The 20,063-nt window shown below is 56.5% G+C and carries 20 protein-coding genes and 1 tRNA gene; 13 read left to right on the top strand and 8 right to left on the bottom strand.

Annotation, left to right across the window (positions count from 1 at the left end):
• Positions 1–20 precede the first annotated feature (20 nt).
• From QPM17_RS00345 to QPM17_RS00320, 6 genes are all read left to right on the top strand, one after another.
• Positions 21–1,229: a PP2C family protein-serine/threonine phosphatase gene (locus QPM17_RS00345; protein ID WP_285387783.1), complete on the top strand. Its 1,209-nt coding sequence runs from the start codon at positions 21–23 to the stop codon at positions 1,227–1,229.
• Positions 1,230–1,243: 14 nt separating this feature from the next.
• Complete coding sequence (locus tag QPM17_RS00340; protein ID WP_285387782.1) at positions 1,244–1,735, top strand: STAS domain-containing protein; 492 nt, start codon at positions 1,244–1,246, stop codon at positions 1,733–1,735.
• Between the two features lie 77 nt (positions 1,736–1,812).
• Entirely contained in the window at positions 1,813–2,880 is a 1,068-nt protein-coding gene (locus tag QPM17_RS00335; protein WP_285387781.1) for an NAD(P)H-dependent glycerol-3-phosphate dehydrogenase, read from the top strand.
• A 25-nt stretch (positions 2,881–2,905) separates the two neighbouring features.
• Positions 2,906–3,355, top strand: coding sequence for a SixA phosphatase family protein (locus QPM17_RS00330; RefSeq protein ID WP_285387779.1), 450 nt, complete (start codon positions 2,906–2,908; stop codon positions 3,353–3,355).
• A gap of 94 nt (positions 3,356–3,449) precedes the next feature.
• On the top strand, positions 3,450–4,019 hold the full coding sequence (locus tag QPM17_RS00325) for a DUF1285 domain-containing protein (protein WP_285387778.1): 570 nt from the start codon (positions 3,450–3,452) through the stop codon (positions 4,017–4,019).
• A 203-nt stretch (positions 4,020–4,222) separates the two neighbouring features.
• Positions 4,223–4,684, top strand: coding sequence for an FKBP-type peptidyl-prolyl cis-trans isomerase (locus QPM17_RS00320; RefSeq protein ID WP_285387775.1), 462 nt, complete (start codon positions 4,223–4,225; stop codon positions 4,682–4,684).
• Between the two features lie 310 nt (positions 4,685–4,994).
• Here the strand turns inward: QPM17_RS00320 and QPM17_RS00315 are convergent, their stop codons facing one another.
• Positions 4,995–6,647 (bottom strand): electron transfer flavoprotein-ubiquinone oxidoreductase, encoded by a 1,653-nt coding sequence (locus QPM17_RS00315; RefSeq protein ID WP_285387774.1) that lies wholly within the window; start codon positions 6,645–6,647, stop codon positions 4,995–4,997.
• A 413-nt stretch (positions 6,648–7,060) separates the two neighbouring features.
• Between QPM17_RS00315 and QPM17_RS00310 the strand changes: the two genes are divergently transcribed.
• Entirely contained in the window at positions 7,061–7,810 is a 750-nt protein-coding gene (locus tag QPM17_RS00310; RefSeq protein ID WP_285387772.1) for an electron transfer flavoprotein subunit beta/FixA family protein, read from the top strand.
• Positions 7,811–8,752, top strand: coding sequence for an electron transfer flavoprotein subunit alpha/FixB family protein (locus QPM17_RS00305; protein ID WP_285387770.1), 942 nt, complete (start codon positions 7,811–7,813; stop codon positions 8,750–8,752). It abuts the gene before it with no gap.
• A 68-nt stretch (positions 8,753–8,820) separates the two neighbouring features.
• Here QPM17_RS00305 and QPM17_RS00300 read toward each other — a convergent pair whose 3' ends face one another.
• Positions 8,821–9,294 carry a hypothetical protein gene (locus QPM17_RS00300; protein ID WP_285387768.1) on the bottom strand — a complete coding sequence of 158 codons (474 nt, stop codon included), beginning with the start codon at positions 9,292–9,294 and terminating at the stop codon, positions 8,821–8,823.
• An 8-nt stretch (positions 9,295–9,302) separates the two neighbouring features.
• Entirely contained in the window at positions 9,303–9,632 is a 330-nt protein-coding gene (locus QPM17_RS00295; protein ID WP_285387765.1) for a hypothetical protein, read from the bottom strand.
• Positions 9,633–9,757: 125 nt separating this feature from the next.
• On the opposite strand from QPM17_RS00295, the gene QPM17_RS00290 reads away from it, so the two are divergent.
• Positions 9,758–10,183 carry a hypothetical protein gene (locus tag QPM17_RS00290; protein WP_285387764.1) on the top strand — a complete coding sequence of 142 codons (426 nt, stop codon included), beginning with the start codon at positions 9,758–9,760 and terminating at the stop codon, positions 10,181–10,183.
• 27 nt (positions 10,184–10,210) lie between these two features.
• Positions 10,211–11,452, top strand: a complete 1,242-nt coding sequence (locus QPM17_RS00285) for a saccharopine dehydrogenase family protein (RefSeq protein WP_285387762.1) — start codon at positions 10,211–10,213, stop codon at positions 11,450–11,452.
• Between the two features lie 7 nt (positions 11,453–11,459).
• Here QPM17_RS00285 and cydC read toward each other — a convergent pair whose 3' ends face one another.
• Genes cydC through QPM17_RS00265 form a run of 4 tightly spaced genes read right to left on the bottom strand, consistent with a single transcriptional unit; the run spans position 11,460 to position 17,177 of the window.
• Positions 11,460–13,082: a thiol reductant ABC exporter subunit CydC gene (gene cydC / locus QPM17_RS00280; RefSeq protein WP_285387760.1), complete on the bottom strand. Its 1,623-nt coding sequence runs from the start codon at positions 13,080–13,082 to the stop codon at positions 11,460–11,462.
• Positions 13,072–14,742, bottom strand: coding sequence for a thiol reductant ABC exporter subunit CydD (cydD, locus tag QPM17_RS00275; RefSeq protein ID WP_285387758.1), 1,671 nt, complete (start codon positions 14,740–14,742; stop codon positions 13,072–13,074). Before cydD ends, cydC begins: the two co-directional genes overlap by 11 nt.
• Positions 14,743–15,744, bottom strand: a complete 1,002-nt coding sequence (gene cydB, locus QPM17_RS00270; RefSeq protein WP_285387757.1) for a cytochrome d ubiquinol oxidase subunit II — start codon at positions 15,742–15,744, stop codon at positions 14,743–14,745. It abuts the gene before it with no gap.
• A gap of 2 nt (positions 15,745–15,746) precedes the next feature.
• Positions 15,747–17,177 carry a cytochrome ubiquinol oxidase subunit I gene (locus QPM17_RS00265; RefSeq protein ID WP_285387756.1) on the bottom strand — a complete coding sequence of 477 codons (1,431 nt, stop codon included), beginning with the start codon at positions 17,175–17,177 and terminating at the stop codon, positions 15,747–15,749.
• A 184-nt stretch (positions 17,178–17,361) separates the two neighbouring features.
• On the opposite strand from QPM17_RS00265, the gene QPM17_RS00260 reads away from it, so the two are divergent.
• The 3 genes from QPM17_RS00260 (at position 17,362) to QPM17_RS00250 (ending at position 19,209) form a co-directional block, all read left to right on the top strand.
• A complete protein-coding gene (locus QPM17_RS00260) occupies positions 17,362–17,991 on the top strand; it encodes a class I SAM-dependent methyltransferase (protein WP_285387755.1) in 630 nt (209 codons plus the stop codon).
• 86 nt (positions 17,992–18,077) lie between these two features.
• Positions 18,078–18,164 (top strand) — tRNA-Leu (locus tag QPM17_RS00255).
• 172 nt (positions 18,165–18,336) lie between these two features.
• Positions 18,337–19,209 (top strand): hypothetical protein, encoded by an 873-nt coding sequence (locus tag QPM17_RS00250; RefSeq protein ID WP_285387753.1) that lies wholly within the window; start codon positions 18,337–18,339, stop codon positions 19,207–19,209.
• Between the two features lie 16 nt (positions 19,210–19,225).
• Here the strand turns inward: QPM17_RS00250 and QPM17_RS00245 are convergent, their stop codons facing one another.
• The gene (locus QPM17_RS00245; protein ID WP_285387751.1) at positions 19,226–20,029 is read right to left on the bottom strand and encodes an enoyl-CoA hydratase-related protein; all 804 of its coding nucleotides are present in this window, start codon (positions 20,027–20,029) and stop codon (positions 19,226–19,228) included.
• Positions 20,030–20,063: the final 34 nt, after the last annotated feature.

Below are 20,063 nucleotides of genomic sequence, written 5' to 3'. Positions count from 1 at the left end.
GGTAGTTTAGGGCAACAATCATGACATCGCGCACCGAGCGCATTCTTATAATTGATTCGGATGAGCATGCCCGTTCGGAACTGGCTCGTTACCTCGAGGCCAGGGGATTTTATGTGACCGGTCATCCGGATCTGAATTCCGCCCGCTCTCTGTTCAACGACAATATCCCGGACATCATCTTTGCCGACCTGTCCCCGGAAGCTATCCACGAGTTGGCGGCCAGGCTGGAGGATGCCGAGACCTTTACCCCGATCGTTGCCTGTTATTCCAGCACAGACGCACCTGAAGTCGTACACGCCCTCAGAGCCGGAGCAGCCGACATTGTGCTCAAACCCTGTTCAGATGATCGCGGCGCCCTGGACGATGTTATCGGTAAGCTGTTTGACAGGGTGAGAGTTAACCGCCTCAACCAGCTCTACCGACAGGAACTGGAGGAGGCCAACCGAGACCTCCGGGATGGCATTGCAGAGCTACGTGCAGACCAGAGGGCTGGCCGTAAGGTTCAACTCCGCATGCTGCCGGACAGGGAACAGGTACTATCGGGGCTATCCATCGACCACCTGATCAAACCCTCATTGTTTCTCAGTGGCGACTTCCTCGATTACTTTCGCATCTCCGAAGACAAGGTGCTGGTCTATATCGCCGACGTATCAGGCCACGGCGCCAGCTCCGCCTTCGTAACCGTCTTGTTGAAAAACCTGACCAATCGCCTTCAGCGCAACCTGAGGCGTGGTTCCAGCGACGACATTCTTTACCCGGAGCGCTTTCTCGAGCGAATCAACTCGGAATTGCTGGATACCGGGCTCGGCAAGCACGTTACCGTGTTTGTAGGGATTATCTCCACCACGGACCGGCGCCTGAGGTATTCCGTGGGGGCGCATTTCCCGATGCCCATCCTATCCTTTGAGGGTGGGCGCACGGAGTTTCTGGAGGGCAGCGGACTACCGGTCGGTCTGTTTGAGGCCCCGGAGTGGGAGGTTTATGAAATCCCGCTGGAGCAGCCGTTTCACCTGATCCTGTTTTCAGACGGTATACTGGAGGTCATCCAGGCCAAAAGCCTGGATGAAAAGGAAAAGACATTACTTGAACTCGTGTCGGGAGGTAGTCACACTATTGCTTCCCTGAGAGACGCTCTGAATCTCGACGAGATCACAGAGTTACCTGACGATATTGCTATCGTGTCGGTAACGGATACCGTTCCCGGTACCGATGCACCAACGTCGAAATAGTGGCAGTGGATTCAATGGCTGGTTACAAGATCCTGCAAGCTGAAAAACAGGGCATTTATGTCCTCAAGTTTATTGGAGAAATCCGGCTGAACCTTTGTTCGACGCTGGATAACCTGGTTGAATCCATCACCCAGGACCCCGATTTCAAAACGGTGGTCATCGATCTCACTGAAACAGAGATTATCGACAGCACCACTCTGGGACTTCTTGCCAAGATTGCCATGGCAGCCCAGAAACGCAGCAATTTCCTGCCTACGATGATTTCCACCAATCCGGACATAACCCGGATCATTACTTCCATGGGGTTCGACAAGATTTTCATCATTGTTCGGGAGCCAGCCTCCCGAATTGAGGAACTGGAAGAAATCCCCGTATTGCGTGCCAGCGAGCAGGATGTCCGGGACAAGGTTCTTGATGCACACCGAGTGCTGATGGGCCTGAATAGCCGCAACCGGGAAGAATTCAAGAACCTGGTGCGTGCCCTGGAATGTGAAGAGTCCGGCTGAAACCGGCGATTGTCACCGCATTAACCATTCCTGCCGGCCGTAATCGGGCCTGACCTATAAGTAACAACGGAACAACTATGTCTGAGAATAAAGCCTCCCGGTCTCCGGAATCCTCTCCGACAGGTCACGACGTGGCGGTCCTTGGTGGTGGAAGTTTCGGCACGGCCATGGCCAAGGTGCTGGCAGAAAACGGCCACTCTGTGCACTTCTGGATGCGCGACCCGGCGCAGGCGGACGAGATCCGCGACACTGGTATCAACAGCCGTTACATGCCGGATGTCAAGTTGACCGGCGATATCCAGCCAACAACCAGTCTCCCGGAAGCTGTCGGTAAGGCCGAAATAGTGTTTGTCGCTATTCCGAGCAAGGCATTCCGCTCCGTGATCCGGGAAAACAGCGCGGAGTTTCGTGACGGCCAGATTGTTGTCAGCCTGACCAAGGGCATTGAGGAACACGGCTTCAAGCTGATGAGCGAGATCCTTCAGGAAGAGATTCCACGCTCACGGATTGGCGTTCTCAGTGGCCCGAACCTGGCAGGGGAAATTGTCAATCAGGAGCTCACAGCGACGGTCATTGCCGCCAAGGACCCGGATGTTCGGCGCACAGTCCAGGAACTGCTCGGCTGCGAATACCTGCGCGTGTACGCCAACGTTGATGTCTATGGGGTAGAGCTGGCCGGGGCCCTGAAGAACATCTATGCCATTGTAGCCGGCCTCGCCTCGGCGCGGGATCTGGGTGAAAATGCCAAAGCCATGCTGATTACCCGCGGGCTGGCCGAAATGAGCCGCTTTGCCGTCAGCCTGGGCGCCAATCCCATGACCTTTATGGGGCTGGCGGGTGTTGGGGACCTGATCGTGACCTGTACGTCCCCGAAAAGCCGGAACTATCGCGTGGGTTACGCTGTTGGCAAGGGGAAGGCGCTGGACGACGCAGTTACCGAGCTGGGGCAGGTGGCAGAGGGAATCTATACTCTGAAACTCGTGAAGGAAAAATCCGAGTCCATCGGTATCTATATGCCCCTGGTGCGCGGCCTGTATGAAATACTTTATGAAGGTGCTTCAATCAGTGCTGTCATCAACAGCCTGATGATGTCGGTTCAGAATTCCGACGTGGAATTCATTCTGCCGCGTACACTCAGCCAATAGTTGTCTGGCATCTCCGGAGGTTCCAGTGCACTTGATCATTATGCGTCACGGGGAAGCCGGCTGGCACACCCTCGACCGGGAGCGGGAGCTGACGGAATTCGGGCGTCACGGTGTGGCTGACGTTGCGGCACAGATAGCGGAGTCGCCCTGGCGGCCTGAACTCATCTGGTGCAGCCCTCTGGTTCGCGCCCGCCAGACTGCCGCCATTGCCTCGGAGATCCTCAATTGCCAGGTCATCGAAAAGGACTTTCTCACACCGGATGATGACCCGGGGCGCTGTCTTGATGCGCTGATTGAATCAGCGCCTTCACAATTACTGGTGGTCTCCCACATGCCTTTTGTTGGCAGCCTCGCAACTCTGTTGGTGGATGGCCATCGCAAGGGCATTCCTTTCATGACTGCCCAGGCCGTAGTCTTCGAGATGCCGGTTGCCGGGCCTGGTTGCGCCGATATCCGCGCCCAGTTCCTGCCCTGAGGCTTTAGGGGGTGTCGTTCAGTTTGTCGTCCCCCTTTAAAATTCGGCCATCTGTACCCATAGTTCCCCGAGAATTCACACAGGAATCATCCCTATGACCCAGAAGCCCGAAACGATTGCGGAACAAGTCGAAAGCGCCCAATCCACGGAGAAGGGGTTGCCGCCACTGGATCAGTGGAATCCGGACCTGTCGGGAGACATCGATATTGTTGTGGCTCGTGATGGTCAGTGGCTCTATCAGGGCACTCCCATTGCTCGAGAGGCTATCGTACGGCTGTTCTCCACTATCCTGCGGCGGGAAGACGACGGCCATTATTACCTGCTCACGCCGGTGGAAAAGTGGCGGATCAGCGTTGAAGATGCCCCCCTCATCGCGCATTCGTTGCAGGCAAGCGGGGAAGGCCGGGAGCAGGTTCTGTCTGTGACCACCAATACCGGGGAAACCATAGAGATCGGGGAAGAGCACCCGCTGCATGTCGGAACCTACGAGGGAACCGACGAACCGCGTCCAGTGGTGAAACTGCGGCATGGAACTGAAGCGCGGCTTGTTACCGCCGCCTATTATGACCTTGCCGACCTGGCTACTGAAGGGCAGGCCGATGGTGAAACCGCTATAGGTGTCTGGAGTAACGGAAATTTCTATAAAATTGCCGCCAAAGGTTGAAATACTGAGCGCCGTCCCAAATAACTCACGGTAGAAAACGCAGTCCGACACTTGTTAAACTGTATTTTCGAACTTGTTACCGAGCCTGGCTCTCTAACGAGGCCCGGTGGTCGTAAGTCCCTCTGTGCAGTCTGGCTGTTCAAGATTACTTTCGATTACCCAAATTTAAATCAAACAGTCATTGCGACACGCAAGGAGATCACATGGCCCAACCTCGTGTTGTCACCATCCATTACACGCTCACCAACGACCAGGGAGAAGAACTGGATTCCTCCCGTGTAGAAGGTCGCGAGCCTCTGACTTATGTGGAAGGTGCTCAGAACATTATCGGCGGACTGGAAAATGCGCTGAATGAAAAGAATCCTGGCGATCAGGTAGAAGTATCTGTTGAGCCCAGTGAAGGTTACGGCGAAGTCAACGAAGAGCTGGTTCAGCCGGTTCCCCGTTCCGCGTTTGAAGGTGTGGACACCATCGAGCCGGGCATGCAGTTCCAGGCACAGACTCCGGGCGGCCCCCAGGTAGTCCGTGTTGTGGAAGTAGGCGACGACACTGTCACCATCGACGCCAACCACCCGCTGGCAGGCCAGACCCTGCACTTTGATGTGGAAGTGGTAGAAGCGCGCGAAGCAACCGATGAAGAGCAAGAGCACGGTCACGCTCACTGATCGCTTTTCCGGTTGTATGAAAGCGGCCCCTTGTGGGCCGTTTTTTTTGACTGAAGGAAAGTTGTCGGATTACGGCCTTTGAGGCCTAATCCGACCTACGAGGGCATAGGGTAGGTCGGATAGAGCGCAGCGAAATCCGACTTCCTTGCATGCCTTTTCAGTTGTCGGATTACGGCCTTTCAGGCCTAATCCGACCTACGAGGGTATAGGGTAGGTCGGATAGAGCGCAGCGAAATCCGACTTCCTCGCATACCTTTTCAGCGCCCAAAAAAAACGGCCCAAGAATGGGCCGCTTTTTCAAAGCTCCGAATCACATATTCGGATAATTCGGACCACCGCCGCCTTCCGGCGTTACCCAGGTAATATTCTGGGCAGGATCCTTGATGTCGCAGGTTTTACAGTGAACGCAGTTCTGGGCGTTTATCTGAAACTTCTTGCCACTGCCATCTTCTGCATCAACCACCTCGTACACACCGGCCGGGCAGTAACGCTGGGCAGGCTCGTTGTACTTCGGCAGATTCTCCTTGATGGGAATCTCCGGGTCGGACAGCTTCAGGTGAACCGGCTGGTCCTCTTCGTGGTTGGTGTTGGAAATAAACACCGAGGACAGTTTGTCGAAGGTCAGCTTGTTATCCGGCTTCGGATAATCAATCTTCTTCGCCTGATCAACTGTCTTCAGGGTGGCATAGTCCGGTGTTGTGTCGTGGAATGTTATTGGCAGACTGCGATGAAGAATGTTCTGCTCAATATAGGCAATAGCGCCACCCACGAAGTTACCGAACTTGTGCATGCCCGGGCTGAAGTTCCGCTCGTCATAGAGCTCCTTGTACAGCCAGCTGTCCTTGAAGCGATCTTCAAAGCTGGTGATTTCCTCACCGCTCTTGCCGCCCTTCAGGGCCTCGAACACCGCTTCTGCACCCAGGATGCCGGACTTCATGGCAGTATGGGAACCCTTGATCTTGGAGCTGTTCAGGGTGCCGGCGTCGCAGCCCAGAAGCAGGCCGCCGGGGAAGCTCATCTTCGGCAGGGAATTGAAGCCGCCCTTGGTGATGGCTCGCGCGCCATAGGCTACACGCTTGCCGCCTTCCAGGTGCTTTTTGATTTCCGGGTGCAGCTTTAGGCGCTGGAACTCATCAAACGGGCTCAGGTGCGGGTTGCTGTACGACAGGTCGGTGATCAGTCCCACGTAAACCTGGCCGTTTTCCAGGTGGTAAAGGAAGGAGCCGCCGGTGGAACCGGACTCGTTCAGGGGCCAGCCAGTGGTGTGAATAACCAGGCCTGGCTCATGCTTGGCCGGGTCGATGTCCCACAGTTCCTTGATGCCGATGCCGTAGTGCTGCGGATCCTTGCCTTCGTCCAGCTTGAAATCCTGGATCAGGCGCTTGCCAAGGTGACCGCGGCAGCCTTCAGTGAACAGGGTGTACTTGGCGCGCAGCTCCATGCCGGGCATGTAGCCTTCTTTCTCGGAGCCGTCGCGGGCCACACCCATATCGCCGGTGATAATGCCTTTCACCTGGCCATCTTCGACGATGGTTTCGGAGGCGGCAAAACCGGGATAGACCTCCACACCCAGGGCTTCAGCCTGTTCAGCCAGCCAGCGACAGAGATTGCCCAGGCTGATGATGTAGTTGCCATGGTTGTGCATGTTCTTTGGCACAAAGGCATTGGGGATCCTGGTGGCGCCGTCCTGATTCTTGAGCAGGAAAATGTCATCACGGGTGACCGGCGTGTTCAGCGGTGCGCCTCTGTCTTTCCAGTCAGGGAACAATTCATTGAGGGCAGTAGGTTCAAATACCGTGCCTGCCAGAATGTGAGCCCCGATCTCGGAACCTTTCTCAACGACGCAGACGGTCAGTTCCTGCTCGGCTTCCTGAGCCATTTGCATGATACGACAGGCTGCCGAAAGGCCAGCTGGCCCACCGCCGACGATCAGAACATCAAATTCCATCGATTCGCGTTCCACGTTGGTCTCCTCATCTGTTTTAGTGATGCCAACAGGCAATTTCTCAGGGGCGTCATCATACCGGTAAAAGTTCGTACAGACGACTCCTGCAAAGCAAACGTACCTGTCTTATAAGGTGAAAGGATACCGCAATTGAATAATCAAACAAACGTTTGTTTGAAATTTGGGTCTACCTTTGGCATTGTTTGAAGGCGCTGGGCCAAAACGTGTTATGAATCGTTTTTTAGTATCGTCTCACGCTCAGGTGGAGTCAACCAACGTTCATTGGCCGCGAATGCGCCCCTGGAACGTCTTGCGGGGCTATTGACCCCGGGGGCCTTTGCCTGCAGTATTATGACGCCCTGACAGACAGCAGGTCCCGCGAGTATGTGCTGTTCTCAAATGTAAACTCATCGTAGAAGAACGAGGAATCTATGAAGGTTCTGGTCGCTGTAAAACGAGTTATCGACTACAACGTAAAGGTGCGCGTCAAGCCGGACAACACCGGCGTTGATCTCGCCAACGTCAAAATGGCAATGAACCCATTCTGCGAAATCGCTGTTGAAGAAGCGGTTCGCCTGAAAGAGAAGGGTGTTGCCAGTGAAATCGTGGTGGTATCCATCGGCCCGAAGGCCGCCCAGGAGCAAATCCGTACCGCTCTGGCTCTGGGTGCTGACCGTGGTATCCATATCGAAACAGACGAAGAGGTTCAGTCTCTCGAAGCGGCCAAGCTGCTCAAGAGCGTGGTTGAGAAAGAAGAGCCCAAGCTGGTCATTCTCGGCAAACAGTCCATCGATTCTGACAACAACCAGACCGGCCAGATGCTGGCTGCACTGACTGGCATGGGCCAGGGCACTTTCGCTTCTGAAGTGGTTGTTGAAGGCGATAAGGTCAATGTGACCCGCGAAGTCGATGGCGGCCTGATGACCGTTGCCCTCAACCTGCCTGCGGTTGTTACCACCGACCTTCGCCTGAACGAGCCGCGTTACGCTTCTCTGCCAAACATCATGAAGGCCAAGAAGAAGCCGCTGGACAACATGAGCCCGGCTGACCTGGGTGTTGAGCTTGCTCCACGTCTTTCTACCCTGAAGGTAGAGGCCCCGGCCTCCCGCCAGGCAGGCGTGAAGGTGGCTGACGTAGCTGAGCTGGTCGACAAACTGAAGAACGAAGCGAAGGTGATCTAAATGAGCATCCTTGTAATTGCTGAACATGACAACAGCGAGCTGAAGCAGGCAACCCTGAACGTTCTGGCGGCTGCCAAAGCCATCGGTGGCGACATCGACGTACTGGTTGCCGGTGAAAACTGTGGAGCGGTAGGCGAAGCAGCCGCGAAGGCCGAAGGCGTTAACAAGGTACTGGTTGCCGACAACGCTGTGTATGGTCACTTTCTGGGTGAGAACCTGGGCGAGCTGGTTGCCGAGGTAGGCAAAGGTTACAGCCATATCCTGGCGGCCGCCGGTACCGTTGGCAAGGATTTCATGCCGCGCGTTGCCGCGCTGCTGGACGTTGCCCAGGTGTCCGACATCATGCGTGTGGAGTCCGAAGACACCTTCGTTCGCCCGATCTACGCCGGTAACGCCATTGCCACCGTCAAATCCACTGACAGCATCAAGGTGATCACGGTTCGTCCGACTGCCTTTGATCCGGTTGCCGGTGAAGGCGGTTCCGCCACCGTTGAAACTCTGGACATCGTAAAAGACGCCGGCCTGTCTCAGTTCGTTAACGAAGAGCTGGCCAAGTCTGACCGTCCGGATCTGGCAAGCGCCGGTATCGTGGTTTCCGGTGGCCGTGGCATGCAGAACGGCGAAAACTTCAAGATGCTGGAGCAGGTTGCTGACCTGATGGGCGCCGCGGTAGGTGCCTCCCGTGCTGCTGTCGACGCAGGCTTTGTGCCCAACGACATGCAGGTCGGCCAGACCGGCAAGATCGTTGCGCCACAGCTGTACATCGCGGTTGGTATTTCCGGTGCCATCCAGCACCTGGCCGGCATGTCTGACTCCAAGGTGATCGTAGCGATCAACAAGGACGAAGAAGCGCCGATCTTCCAGGTAGCGGACTATGGCCTGGTTGCGGATCTGTTCGAAGCAGTTCCCCAGCTTGAGGAAGAGTTGAAGAAAGTCTTGTAACTTTCTGACTCAGTTAGAAAAGGCACCTTAGGGTGCCTTTTCTGTTTCTGTCTGTTTTGTTGTTCGTTCTACTCTTCCTGTTCACGGCCTTGTCGGATTTTTCGGGCTGTCAGCTTCTTTTCCTTCTTACCGAAAAACAGCGAATCCGCCAGGATATGTAGGGCCTTGTTGGTGGTGTGAACAGTACGATAGATGCTTTCGCTGGTCTGGTCGTGGGTTTCCCGGGCCCTGCGGGCGTTCTCCCGGAATTCTTCGTTGCTTGAGAAGCGGTCGATCAGGCTGAAGGTTGTGGTGGTAATTGCCTTGTGCACTTTCTCTACCGCACTGGTGCCGTTCTTGACGGTCTCTTCCAGCAATCGGGCACGGTTGCGGGTTTCCATCAGGTCCATACGGCTTTTCTGGATGTGGCTGTTGGCAGAGATCTGTTGCGCTCTGAGTATTCTGAGGTTACGGGTATTATGGGCATGTTGTCTGATGGCACAGACCAGAAGCCCGGTAGCGGAAGCCGTGGCTAACAGGCTGAGCAGGGTTGTTGCTTCCATAGCGGCTCCTATCGGTATTCGAGTTTCATTTCCACGTCGATCTCCCGTTCTGCCAGTTCCAGTTCCAGCTCGTTCATCACTTCCTGATAAACCAGTCGTTCAACCATAACCGGAAGGCGGTCAGCCAGCATTCGGGCCGATTTCGACTCACGCTTGGCCAGAGCAATCGGGTCACGCACCCGGAGCGTAAGCACAATCTGCGGCTCTCTTGTATCATCGGGGCCATGGCCTTCAGCATTTGCTTCGTCAATCATTTTACGCTGACGGTGCACTTGCCAGAACAGCCAGCTACTGACAATGACAAGTATGAGGCTCAGTACCAGAAGCAGGGTATTCAATGGGGTAACCTCCGGGATTCGGGTGTATCAATCCTGACAGAGTGTGCAGTATCGGTCGTTTGAATCGATTGGCCGGTGCGACGTGTTATAGCAATCTCCAGGGAAACAAACGTAAGGATGATGACATGATCTGGTTAAAAGCGTTCATTAGTGGATTTCTCGCAACACTGATTTTTCACCAGGGCCTTTTCGCCCTGTTCCATGTGGCGGGCATGGTGCCATCAGCACCATACAACCTGAGCCCGGTGCCGCCTCTTGGGGTGCCTGCCGTGTTTTCACTGGCATTCTTTGGTGGCCTTTGGGGCCTGGTACTCTGGGCCATTCTCAGGCGACTGGCTGGCTTTAAGTTCTGGTTGGGTAATGTAATAGTAGGCGCCATCGGGCCAACCGCTGTCGCAATGCTTGTGGTCTTTCCCCTCAAGGGGCTTGCGGTGTCTGCCCAGACCTGGGTAGGGGGACTGATTCTTAACGGCTTCTGGGGGCTGGGCGTTGCACTTTTCCTGGTGCTGATGGGTGCCAAGGCCGCCCGGACCGGCGCTGGCCATTCATAACGGATATTGAAGGATTAAGGACAACCAATGAGTAACAAGACTGACACCTCCTACGACATCGTGGTATTCGGTGCCACCAGTTTCGTGGGACAGATTCTCACTACCTACCTGTTTGAAACCTATGGCGTTGGCAAGGATGTTCGCTGGGCCATCGCCGGGCGCTCCGAGAGCAAGCTGAACACCCTGAAAGCGAGCCTGGGGAAGGGCGCAGGGGAGCTGCCAATGATTGTCGCTGACGCCAGCGATGAGGAATCGCTCAAAGCCATGTGTGACCAGGCCCGTGTGGTGATTTCAACGGTTGGCCCATACGCCTTGTATGGCGAGCCGCTGGTTAAAACCTGCGCTGAAACCGGCACGGATTACTGTGACCTGACCGGCGAAGTCCAGTGGATCCGCAAGATGGTGGAGACCTACGAGGATAAAGCCAAGGCCTCTGGCGCGCGCATTGTGCATTGCTGTGGTTTCGACTCCATTCCCTCGGACATGGGTGTGTGGTTCCTGCAGGAACAGGCAGAAGCAACGTTTGGTACGCCCTGCCAGGACGTTCGCATGCGGGTCAAGGTCGCCAAGGGCGAGTTTTCCGGCGGTACGGTGGCCAGCATGATGAATGTTGCCAAAGAGGCTGCCGCCGATCCCAAACTGCGCAAAGAGCTGGCTAACCCGTTTTCCATCTGCCCACCGGAGCATCGCTCCAAGACCCGTCAGCCGAGCCTGAAAGGGGCAGAGTTCGACAGGGATTTTGGTGTCTGGCTGGCTCCATTCGTGATGGGGGCCATCAACACACGGATCGTCCACCGCTCCAATGCACTGCAGAACGCCCGTTACGGCAAGGAGTTCACTTACGATGAAGCCATGATGACAGGGCGGGGCGTGAAAGGGCGTCTTGCAGCCTACGCTATCACCGGAGCTCTCGGCGGTTTCTTTACCGCCTCTGCCTTCAAACCTTCCCGCTGGATCGTTGAAAAGTTTGTGCCCAAGCCCGGCGAAGGTCCGAGCCCCGAAGCCCAGAAAAACGGCTTCTATGATCTGCGTTTCGTGGGTAAAACCGCCGACGGCAAGACCATCAAGACCAAGGTAACCGGTGACAGGGACCCGGGTTATGGCTCCACAGGCAAGATGCTGGGTGAAGCCGGAATGAGCCTTGCTTTTGATGTGGAAGGTGAGAAACAGGGCGGATTCTGGACGCCGTCGTCACTACTGGATGGCAAACTGTTCGACCGCCTGACCAGCAAGGCGGGGCTGACCTTCGAACTTCTGGAAACCAGCTGAGTCAGGGTCAGTTGAGCCGTATGGTCCGGTCGGGGGCCGGGAAGGCCTCCGGCGCGTGTCCCAGTGCAATCACGGTTTTTCCTGCCAGCCAACGTTTCATCCCGGCTGCGACCGTGTCTCGGGTGTTCGCGTCCACACCGGTAAACGGTTCATCCAGAATCAGTATCGGGGACTCGCTAAGGAGGACCCGGGCAAGCGCGATACGCCGGGCTTCACCACCGGATAGCTGACTGCCCATTGAACCCAGCCAGGTATTCAGTTGCGCCGGTTCATGAGTGAAACGATCGGCCATAGCTACCAGTTCAAGAACCCGCCACAGCTCCGCATCAGTGACACCCGGCTTGCCTAACTGGAGGTTCGCCTTCAGGGTGTCCTCAAACAGCACCGTCTGTTGCGTGAGATACGCCGGTGCCTGATGACTGCGGACGCTTCCGGAAGCGGGCTGTTCAAGCCCGGCCATGACATCAGCCAGAGAGGATTTGCCAGCGCCGGAGCTGCCAATAATGCCAACCCATTCACCGGTGTGAACCTTGAGATCAAAACGGCTGATGACCGGTGTGTGCACTCCGAACCGGATGGTAATCTGCTGGAGTTCCAGTGCATTTGCGTCTTCAATCGGTTGCTGCCGGGCGGTCGGTTCCAGAGGCTGACCAACCGAACAATCCCGATTAAGCCTTGCTGCGGAGGCGAGTGTTCCGCCCAGCCTGGCAAACGCGTCAGGCAGCATCGAGTAGACTTCCAGTAACCCCAGCAGGGCTACGGGCAGTAACACGGCTACAGGCCCACTGATCTGTCCCTGCTGGAATAACTGAAGCCCCATCCACAGGGCCAGCACCACAGAAAGGTTAACCATGACCTGGGCCAACCCCAGGTTCCATCCGGTGCGGGTATCCGCCCGGGAATCGTTGCGGGCAATCTGGTCGGCCTGGCGCAGGCAGAGCGCGGCGTGTTTGCCAGTGCGACCTGCCGCGGTCAGTTCCGCAAAGCCTTCAATATGCTCAATAACGTCCGTGCGGACGCGTTCGCGAGCGTCTGTTTGCCGGTAAACCAGATGGCGGGTGCGCAGGTAAACCAACACAGTTGCTACCAGAAAAGCCGGTATGAGTGTCATCGCAAGACCTATGGCGAGATGCTGGCTGTAAACCAGCCAGGCAGCCAGCACCAGCATGGCCGTCACCAGCGCTGCCAGGGCTGTTGGCGCTATCAGGCGAAGATAAAGGGTATCGAGGGCATCGACATCGTTAGTCAGCCTGGAGAGCCATTGGGGGCCTCTCAGGAGGTTTCTGCGATGTCGCGCGGTAAGACAGAGCCGTTGGAAAAGCGCCACCCGGATATCCGTCAGCAGGCGCAGTACGGTGTCGTGGTTGTAAACCCGTTCTGCATAGCGCGCGACCGTGCGGGCGACGGCAAAGAAACGTATTCCCCCGCCTGGCACATACAGGTTCAGAGATGCCTGGATACCGGCGGCCAACAGAAGGCCGGTGAGGGCGGTAGCGGTAATAAACCAGCCTGACAGCGCCAGCAACCCCATGCCGGCGAGCAGGGTGGCCAGTATCAGCAGGCCACCCACAACAAGACGTCCGGGGCGCCGGAATATGAGAGCAAGCCAGGGCCACAGATCACGCATCATGAACACGTCCCCCGGTGACCAGAAGGGTGCGGTTTGCCAGGGTAAGTAGTGCCTGGTGGTGGGTGGCAAAAATCAGTGTCTTACCCGCCAGGGCAAGCTTATGGAGCGCTTCGAGAATGAAAATCTCACTGTCGCTGTCCAGCCCGGCTGTGGGCTCGTCCAGCAGGATGAGGTCATAGTTGGCGACAAACACCCTGGCCAGGCTCAGTCTGCGGGCCTGGCCGCCGGACAGGCCCTGACCATCCTCTGTAATCCCGCTATAAATACCCTGTGCCCGGCTATTGACCAGGCCCCTGAGGCCGACCTGATGCAATGCCGTCTCAATGGCGACATCGGTTGCATCCGGGGTGGTCAGGCGAAGGTTATCGGCCCAGGTGCCGTGCACCAGAAATGGCGATTGCCCCAGCCAGCCGAAGCAGTGCTCACCGGGCGCTGCGCCAAGTACCGAGATGGTGCCCTGATCCGGCCGCATGAAGCCTGCCAACAGGTAAAGCAAAGACGACTTGCCGCCGCCGGATGGGCCGGTGAGGGCAATGACATCGCCCTTTCGGATATCCAGCGAGACCCGGTCCAGTACCGGCCTCCCGGCATCGTAGGCGAGGGTCAGGTCCCGCACGACAATGCCATCCGGGGATTGCCGCTGGTGTGTCCCAGGGCGCGGGCGCTTCGCCCCATTATTGCCGTGAAGCCGCTCCACAATCTCAGCACCAGCGCCCATGGCGGCCGCCCGGTCATGATAGTGCTGGGACAGCAGGCGCAGGGGCTGGAAAAACTCCGGAGCCAGCAACAGCACCAGCAAACCCGAGAACAGTGTGAGATCATCGGAAGGCCCGTAGGAGATATAGCCCAACAGGCCAAAACCGATGTAGATCGCCACCACGGCGATTGCCACCGACGAAAAGAACTCCAGTACGGCCGAAGACAGAAAGGCAATCCTGAGGGTTTTCATGGTCACCCGGCGATAGTCATCCGAGCGTTTGCGCAGGGTGTCGGCGGCGGGCCCGGTCTGGCCGAACAGCTGCAGGGTTGTCAGGCCCCGGACCTTGTCCAGGAACTGACCCGAAAGCCGGCCAATGGTCTGAAAATGCTGCTGGTTGAGCTTTTCCGCCCCCATACCCACCAGAGCCATGAACAGGGGGATCAGAGGGGCGGAAAGTAACAGGAATATACCGGCCAGCCAGTCCAGCGAGAACACCACAGCCAGAATCAGCAGCGGCACGATCACGGCCAGAATCATCTGAGGCAGGAAGCGGGCGAAATATCCATGCAGGGCATCGGTATGATCAACCCACTCGCGGGCAAGTATACCTGCGGATACCTGGCCCATGGCGACCGGCCCCGTTGCCCGCCAGCAGCGGTTTAGCTGGTGACGCACTTCACTGCGAACCTTGCGGCTGCAACGGGCGGCAAACCGGGCCTGGAACCCCTGAGCTACACCTCTGATGAATATGGCTGCAACCGCGCCGGTGAACAGCAGTGAAAGCTGTTCAACCGGCACCTGCCCAACGATTCCCCGGTGGACAATGCCCGCCAGGAAAGCCATCTGTGCAACGGTCGCAACCCCCACCACAACACCCGCAGAGACTGTCGCCAGTATCAACGGACGGCCGTGGGCTGCAAGCCCGCCTAACCATTGACGGGCAGTCGCCTGGTCTGCCACTTAGTGGTAACCCTCGCCGGCACGAACCTTGCCCCGGAAGACCCAGTAGGTCCAGGCGGTATAGGCAAGCACCACGGGAATGACAAACACCAGCCCGATTAACAGGAACAACTGTGATTCCGGGGCCGATGCGGCGTCCCAGATGGTAATATCCGGCGGCACCACATAGGGCCAGCGACTGACGATCAGCCCGAGGTAGGTAAATATGAACAACCCCAGCGTGGCCACGAAGGGCATGCCCTCAAAGCGGTTCCGCACTGACCGGTACACCTGGAAAGCACACAGCAGGGCAAGGGCCGGCAATACCCAGATAACGGTGATGGTGGAGAACCAGCGATCTTTCACCATCTCATCCACGAACGGTGTCCAGACGCTGATAATGGCAAACACTGCCAATACGGCAAGCAACAGGGGGATGGTGATTCGGTAGGCCCATTCCTGCAGCCGCCCCTCGGTCTTCATGATCAGCCAGGTAGAACCCAGCAGGGCATAGCCCGCAAGCAGACCGAAACCGGTCAATACGGTGAATGGCGTCAGCCAATCCAGCGCTCCGCCGGTATAGACCCCGTCGGTAATTTCGTAACCCTCAATATAGGAACCCACCACTGCACCCTGTGCGAAGGCAGCCACCGTGGAGCCACCGGCAAAGGCCCAGTTCCAGAGATAGCGCGAAGACCTGGCCTTGAAGCGGAACTCGAACGCTACGCCCCGGAATATGAGGCCTGCCAGCAACAGGAATACACCAATATACAACGCCGGCAGAATGGTGGAATAGACCAGAGGAAACGCAGCCAGTAGGCCGGCTCCGCCCAGCACAAGCCAGGTCTCGTTACCGTCCCAGACCGGTGCCACGGAATTCATCATGGTGTCCCTGTCTTCTTCGGTTGGCGCGAACGGAAAGAGTATGCCCATGCCCAGGTCAAAGCCATCCATCACTACATACATGATGACGCCAAAGCCAATAATAAATGCCCAGATCAGGACCAGATCCAACAGTTCCATAATCAGTGACCTCCCTGATTCAGTGGCTTGTGAGTGCTGTTGTCATCAATATCGAATGGCACGTGGGCGGCAGAGAAGGGGCGTTTTGGCCGGTCTGCCTCGTACTCCCTGTCAATCTCCTCGTTTTCCATTCCTACATACAGAACCCGCATCAGATAATAGACGCCGGCACTGAACACCAGGGCATACACAACGATGTAGCCGATCAGTGAAAACAGAGCCATACCTCCGGTCAGGGAGGGAGTGACTGCTTCGCTATGGCTCATAAGCCCCTGCACCAGCCAGGGGGCGCGGCCGATTTCCGTGACAAACCAGCCTGCCAGCACCGCAACAAACGGTGTCAGGCTCATGAACCTCAGGCCTTGCAGGAACCAGGGTGTCTGCCAGTAGCGGCCGCCGGCCCGGAGCACAAGCCCCGCCACTGCGAACAGGATCATCAACAGGCCCAGACCTACCATCACCCTGAAGGACCAGAAGACGACAGCGACCGGTGGCTGCTCCTCCACCGCAACTTCATTCAGCCCGGGTACTTCACCATCCCATTCGTGGGTAAGAATGAAGCTTGCAAGGCTGGGGATACCCACCTCGAAATGGTTGGTCTGGCTCGCCTGATCCGGAATAGCAAACAAAAGCAGCGGCACATTGCGGGAGGTGTTCCAGTTGCCCTCCATGGCAGCCACCTTCATGGGCTGGTGCTCCAGCGTATTCAGACCATGGAAGTCGCCTACAACCGCCTGTGTCGGAGCAACAATCAGAATCAGCCACAGGCTCATGGACAGGGCGCGGCGGTTGGCTTCAACTTCACGTTTGCAAAGCAGGTACCAGGCACTGACACCGGCGACCACAAATGATCCGGTCAGGAATGACGCCAGAACCATATGGGTAAAGCGATAGGGGAAAGAGGGGTTGAATATCGCCTCACTCCAGGAAGTTACGTAGAACACACCATCACGGAAATCGATACCGGCAGGGGTATGCATCCAGCTGTTAGCGGACAGTATCCAGAAAGAGGAAATAAAAGTACCGGTTGCCACCATGATAGCTGCAAACAGGTGCACTCCAGCAGGCACCTTATCGCGCCCGAATAACAAGACACCCAGGAATGCCGCCTCCAGGAAGAAGGCCGTGACCACCTCGTAACTCAGCATGGGCCCCAGAAAATTGGCGGATGCCTGGGCAAAGTTGCTCCAGTTGGTACCAAACTGGAACGACATGACAATGCCCGATACCACCCCCATTCCAAATACCACGGCGAACACCTTGGTCCAGAAGGCAGAGAGTTTTACCCATGCGGGGTTCTGCGTTTTGAAGGCCAGGGCCTCGAGCACAGCGATGAAAGAGGCAAGGCCGATGGTAAACACCGGAAAAATGGCGTGAAATGACACCACGAACGCGAACTGGATTCGCGATAGGATAAGCGGATCTAGTTCCATTGGAACCCCCCGGTAACGTCTGCATCATAACAAACGGGCCCAGCGAACCCGTCCAGTCGCTGCCTCAGCTCATATTGTCATGTTGTTATTACCGGCAGATAATTGTCATGCTACTAAAAATCCCGACAAAGCCGATAGGGCAGATTGTCGCACCCCTTGATATAAAACAATTATGGTAAGGCCAATGAGCTTTTACGAGAATCGGATACTGCCCCACATCATAGACCGTGCCTGCTCAATGGGCCAGGTGATGAAACTTCGCGGCCAGGTAGTGCCCCAGGCCAGGGGCCGGGTGCTTGAAGTTGGCATGGGCTCCGCCATCAACATGGAGTTTTACAACCCGGACAACGTTGACATGGTCTATGGCCTTGAGCCCTCAGAGGGCATGCGGCGCAAAGCACAACGCAACCTAAGCCGATCGCCCATCAGGGTGGAGTGGCTGGACCTCCCGGGAGAGAAAATACCTCTGGACGATCACTCCGTGGACACCGTTCTGCTTACCTTCACCCTGTGCACCATCCCGGACTGGCACGCTGCACTGCAGCAGATGTGGCGAGTGCTTAAACCAGGTGGCGAGCTCCTGTTCCTGGAGCACGGCGAATCCCCCGACGACAGCACCCGCAAGTGGCAACACCGGATCACACCCGGCTGGAAGAAAATTGCCGGCGGCTGCCACCTGAACCGCCATATCGCCGACCTGATCCGGCATGCCGGCTTCGAGATTGTGGAACTGGAGAACCTTTACGTGCCCAAAGCACCGAAGATTGCCGGTTATATCTACAAGGGCAGGGCAGTGAAACCCGCGCAGGCCTGAATTTACGATTGAAGGAGAGGCAGATTCTGAATTGCGTTACCGAACGCGGCCTTATACAATCCTGCACCTCAAATCTCCCTCCGAATGCCCGGATGGTGGAATAGGTAGACACAAGAGACTTAAAATCTCTCGACCGTTAGGTCGTGCCGGTTCGATTCCGGCTCCGGGCACCATATCTTACGACACTATTCTCCCGGTCCGGCCCCTCCCCCCGAACCATCTGCCTGCCCGGATCTCTGCCATCAGCTTCCTACTATGTTAGATACCGTACAGAACTTGCAGACCGCCCAGGCCAGACTCTGATTACCCGTGGATATAAGCCAAATCTAATAATAAGGAAACAGGATGTTCAAACTGCCCCGAAACACGTTATCAAGATTTCCCCTACTCTTCGCCACACTTGCACTGGCCGCCTGCGGTGGTGGGGGCTCTAGTGGTACTACCGTTGTAAATACTGGTAGTTCCGTTGACGAAACGCCTGAGGATACTTCAAGTGGAAGTGACGACTTTGTGGGAGAAGGAGTGAAGGAGTTCTTCGTAGGAGAGGATGCGACACTCAAAGCCGGTGCTTTTTTGGGTCGGGTGAATTACACAGATGACACGCCATCTGTCGATGGTTTCATGTTATTAAGCGCGACCGGCAATTTCACGTTTATCCTGGATACCGATTCGGATCCTTCGCGGGATGCCAGCATTGTTTTGGGCACTCTGACTCTTGACGGCCCCGAAATTGAGGGGGCCGCGATTGAATACGACCTCTTTGAGAAATGGTATCGTTTTACGGGGAGTATCGCGGGCAGCGTCGTTTCAAATGAGTCTGCGATTCTTTATACCGGAGGCATTGTAGATAATACCGAGATTAATCGGGATGCCGGAGTGAGTGATCAGAGTCTGAGTTTTAATCAGATTGCAGGCATATACGAAGCTAACGGGTCAGACCCTCAAATTACCGTAGATGTCGACGGCGGGATAAACGGAGTAGACAGAGGGTGCATTATCAAGGGCCAGATCACGATTCCGGTTGCTGAAATCAATGTCTATGAACTCTCCTACGAATCGTCCGGTTGCAGTGATCTGGCGAAATCGACAGGCGAAGAAAGAGATGGGGATTACCTTGGCGTCGGCACTTTCACTTCACCAGATCTTGAAGGTGAGGGGAAAATCGAGTTTGCCGCAAGCAATGGCGAAATCGCTTTCCATTTCGCGGGCACAAGGTGATCGGATCCACACACGTTCACTTCCTGGCCATAGCCTCCAACATACGATTCACCGCCTCCAGGTGCTCCGGCTCGTTGTGGCACATGCCCTGAAAATTTGCGCACACATCCAGAAAATCTTTCAGGTCCATTCGCGGCGCCATTTTCATCAGGCGCTTGGTTAGCCGTGTAGCTTTCGGTGGTTGGCTGGCAATGCGACTTGCCATGGTATTTACCGCATTGAGCAATTCCTCAGCCGGCACCACTTCCAGGACAATGCCAAGCTCTTTGGCTTCTGTTGCATCAATGATCCGGCCTGTGAGCGTCAGTTCGAAGGCTCGCTGGTAGCCAATCAGGCGCTGCATGAACCAGGCACCACCGTCGCCGGGAATGATGCCGAGGTTTAGGAAGGTTTCGCCGAATCTTGCGTTTTCCGAGGCGACGCGGATGTCGGCCATGTTGGCCAGGTCGAAACCAGCGCCAATGGCGGGACCGTTTACAGCGGCGATGATCGGTACTTCCACGCCCTGCAGGGCCAGGGGGATGCGCTGGATACCTTTGCGGTAGCGGTCTGCGCACTCGGCCACATCGCCGGCGAAATCGCCGCTGCGGTTGGCCATGTCGCGGATGTTGCCGCCGGCACTGAAGGCGGAACCGGCGCCGGTAATCACCAGTACCGATACTTCGTCACACTGGTTTACCCACTCCGCGGTGGTCACGATGTCTTCGATCAGGCTTGAGCCGGTCAGTGCATTACGTAGATCGTGGCGGTTCAGGGTGAGGGTAGCTACGCGGTTTTCCAGGGTTAGCAGTGCGTCAGTGAGCTTGGGTACGGTTGTCATGGCAGCAGTTCCTTGTGGTTCATCAGCGCGTATC

This window comes from Marinobacter azerbaijanicus (genome assembly GCF_030250645.1).
GTDB classification, from domain to species: domain Bacteria; phylum Pseudomonadota; class Gammaproteobacteria; order Pseudomonadales; family Oleiphilaceae; genus Marinobacter; species Marinobacter azerbaijanicus.
Note: the sequence above shows the minus strand (reverse complement) of the source record. Positions and strands in the feature narration are given on the sequence as shown.